Below are 2,810 nucleotides of genomic sequence, written 5' to 3'. Positions count from 1 at the left end.
CAGCCCAGGACCGGCGTGAAGTGCGCGGGGAGCGCGGTGAGGCCCCGCATCCAGATCGACGGCCGCCAGGTCAGCTCCTCCGGCTCCGCCGCCAGGACCAGGTCGGGCAGCCGGTCCAGCAGCGTCTCCACCGCGGTGCGCGCCATGATGTCCGCCAGCAGCGGAGCGGGGTAGGGGCAGCGGTGCTCCCCGTTGCTGAAGGAGAGGTGGGCGGCGTTCTCGGCGCCCACGTGCCCCTCCGGCCAGATCTGCGGGTCGCCGTTGGCCGCCGCGAGCCCGAGGACCAGGCAGTCGCCGGCCCGGATCTGCCGGCCGCCCAGCTGCACGTCCCCGACGGCCCAGCGCCCGATGAAGTTCTGCGTGGGCGTGTCCAGCCACAGCACCTCGTTGAGCGCCTCGCCCACGCTGAGCCGGCCGCCCGAGACGTTCACGGCGAAGCGTTCGTCGGTCAGCAGCAGGCGCAGGGTGTTGCCGATCCAGTTGCCGGTCGGCTGCTGCGCCGCGGCGATCACCGAGATCAGGTCCTGGACGATCTCCTCGTCGGTCAGGCCCGCCGGGTGGGCGAGCATCCGGGAGGTGACGTCCGGGCCCGGCGCGGCCCGCTTCTCGTCGACCAGCCGCCGCAGCCGGTCGGCCACCCGGGCGTACGCGGCCACCGGATCGTCGCCCTCCCCCGCGTCCAGGGAGATGCGCAGGTCGTCCACCAGCTGCCGGGTGTCCGTCCCCGACGCGGGCATGCCGCACATCTGCACCACGGCCCGCATCGGCAGGGCGTGCGCGTAGCCGGTCATCAGCTCGGCGCTGCCGCTCCCGGCGAACCGGGCGATCAGCTCGTCGGCGATCAGCCGGCAGTTGTGGGCGAGCTCGAACTGGTCGACGCCCTCCAGTGCCTCGGTGATCACTCCGGCGCGCCGGCGGTGCTCGTCGCCCTCGGTGAACAGCACCGAGGGCTGGTACCCGACGAACGGCAGCAGCGGCCAGTCCTGCGGGATCCTCTCCCACTGGTTCCAGCGCCGCGAGTCGCGCGCGAACAGCTCGTCGTGGTGGGTCACGTAGGTGAGTTCGGAGTAGCCCAGCACCAGCCAGGCGGGTATGCCGCCCTCCAGCAGCACCGGCGCGACGGAGCCGTGCTCCCGGCGCAGGGCGCGGTACAGCTGTGCCGGTGACTGCTGGTACTCCAGCCCCGCCAGGGGGACCGCTCCCGGGTGCGCCGGGCACCCGGGCGGCGCGTCGTGCGGGAGCGGGGATCCGGTTGCGGTCACGGTGTCGCCTCCTGGGCCATGGCCATGTCGTAGAGGTGGTCCACGAGGGTGATCAGCACGTCCTTGGCCGACTGGCGGTCCCTCGCGTCGCACTCGACCATCGGCACGCCCGTCGGGAGGGCGAGCGCCTGGCGGATCTCCTCCAGGGAGTACCGGATTCCGTCCTGCTCGAAGCGGTTGACCGCCACCACGAACGGGGTCCGGTGGTGCTCGAGCCTGTCGATCGCGTACCAGCAGTCGTCCACCCGGCGGGTGTCCACCAGGACCACCGCGCCCAGCGTTCCCGCGAAGAGCCGGTCCCACAGGAACCAGAAGCGTTCCTGCCCGGGCGCTCCGAACAGGTACAGCACCATGCGGTCGTTGAGGCTGATCCGCCCGAAGTCGAAGGCGACCGTCGTCGTGCTCTTCCGGGACGCCGGATCGGTCTCGTCGATGCCGACGCCGGCCTGGGTCATCACCTCCTCGGTGTTCAGCGGCCGGATCTCGCTGACCGAGCGGACCAGGGTCGTCTTGCCGACGCCGAAGCCGCCCACGACGACGATCTTCAGCCCGGTCTCCGCCCGGTCCGTCAGCGGCAGGCGCAGGGAGGGCAGCTCAGATGTTGCGGAGCCCATGAAGCACTTCCTTGAGCAGTTGCGAATCGGGCAGGCCGGCGACGGACGGCGCCGCCCGTGGATGGCGGGCCGTGACGCGGCCCGCGTCCAGCAGGTCGGCGAGGAGGATGCGCACCACCGTGATCGGCAGGCGCAGTTCCGCGGCGACCTCGACGACGGCGGTGGGGTGACGGCACAGCTCCAGGATCCGGGCGTGCTCCGACTGCATGCCCGCCGTCGGCTCGCACTCGCTCACGAGCAGGGTGACGAGGTCCAGCGGTTCGCCGGCCCGGTGACGTCCCCCGGTCACCGTGTAGAGCCGGTCGGGGTCGCCCGTGTCCACGGGTTTGCGCCTCATGAGGTGCCGTCCCCGGCCGGATCCCGTGGCTCGGCCCGCAGGTGCTCGCCGATCTGCTCGACCAGTTCCGTCATCTGGTGGCCCACCACGCCCGGGTCCGCGTCCTCGTCGGCGAGGACCGCCAGGTGCGCGCCCTCACCGGCCTCCACGACGAACAGCAGACCACCGTGGAACTCGGTCATCGAGTGCCGTACGCCGCCGGTGCCGTCCCCGAACTCCACCGAGGCTCCCTGGGCGAGGGCCTGGATGCCGGAACAGATGGCGGCGAGCTGGTCGGCCTGGTCGAAGGAGAGGTTCTCGCTCCAGCACAGCTTCAGTCCGTCCCTGGACAGGACCAGTGCGTGCCGGGTGCCGGTGGTGCGCTCCAGCAGGTTGTTCAGGAGCCAGCTGAGGCTGTTGTCGGTGGTCTGCATGCGGGTGTCGGGGCGGTGGTGCCGGATACGCCGGTCCACCGCCCCGGTCCTCCAATCTCACGGGGTCGAACAGGACGGCGCCGTCGTCCTGTTGGGGGGAAGGGCGTCGCGCTACGGGGCGACGGGGGGTTCGGTGCCGGCCGGTCCGGGGCCGGCGCTCTCGTCGGCCGTCCCGTCGGCGGTC

Annotated in this window: 4 protein-coding genes; all 4 read right to left on the bottom strand. The window is 72.2% G+C overall.

Features of this window, described 5'->3' with window-relative positions; genetic code table 11:
- The coding region (locus HW445_RS25340) for a cytochrome P450 (RefSeq protein WP_180223234.1) at window positions 1-1,262 on the bottom strand (1,262 nt) is incomplete at its 3' end.
- Entirely contained in the window at window positions 1,259-1,876 is a 618-nt protein-coding gene (locus HW445_RS25335) for an ATP/GTP-binding protein (RefSeq protein ID WP_180223233.1), read from the bottom strand. The genes HW445_RS25335 and HW445_RS25340, both read right to left, overlap by 4 nt.
- Window positions 1,857-2,213, bottom strand: a complete 357-nt coding sequence (locus HW445_RS25330) for a DUF742 domain-containing protein (protein ID WP_180223232.1) — start codon at window positions 2,211-2,213, stop codon at window positions 1,857-1,859. The genes HW445_RS25335 and HW445_RS25330 overlap by 20 nt, the downstream gene beginning before the upstream one ends.
- Window positions 2,210-2,626, bottom strand: a complete 417-nt coding sequence (locus HW445_RS25325; RefSeq protein ID WP_151773291.1) for a roadblock/LC7 domain-containing protein — start codon at window positions 2,624-2,626, stop codon at window positions 2,210-2,212. Before HW445_RS25325 ends, HW445_RS25330 begins: the two co-directional genes overlap by 4 nt.
- Between the last annotated feature and the right edge of the window lie 184 nt (window positions 2,627-2,810).

The organism is Streptomyces sp. UH6, assembly GCF_013421635.1.
Classification (GTDB): Bacteria; Actinomycetota; Actinomycetes; order Streptomycetales; family Streptomycetaceae; genus Streptomyces; species Streptomyces abyssomicinicus.
The sequence above is the reverse complement of the archived record's forward strand: the minus strand, read 5'-3'. Positions and strand labels throughout refer to the sequence as shown.

What these genes read in the sequence shown, in the direction of transcription:
- HW445_RS25335 (WP_180223233.1), bottom strand. Translation starts at nt 1,876, where the DNA reads ATGGGCTCCGCAACATCTGAGCTGCCCTCCCTGCGCCTGCCGCTGACG.
- HW445_RS25330 (WP_180223232.1), bottom strand. Translation starts at nt 2,213, where the DNA reads ATGAGGCGCAAACCCGTGGACACGGGCGACCCCGACCGGCTCTACACG.
- HW445_RS25325 (WP_151773291.1), bottom strand. Translation starts at nt 2,626, where the DNA reads ATGCAGACCACCGACAACAGCCTCAGCTGGCTCCTGAACAACCTGCTG.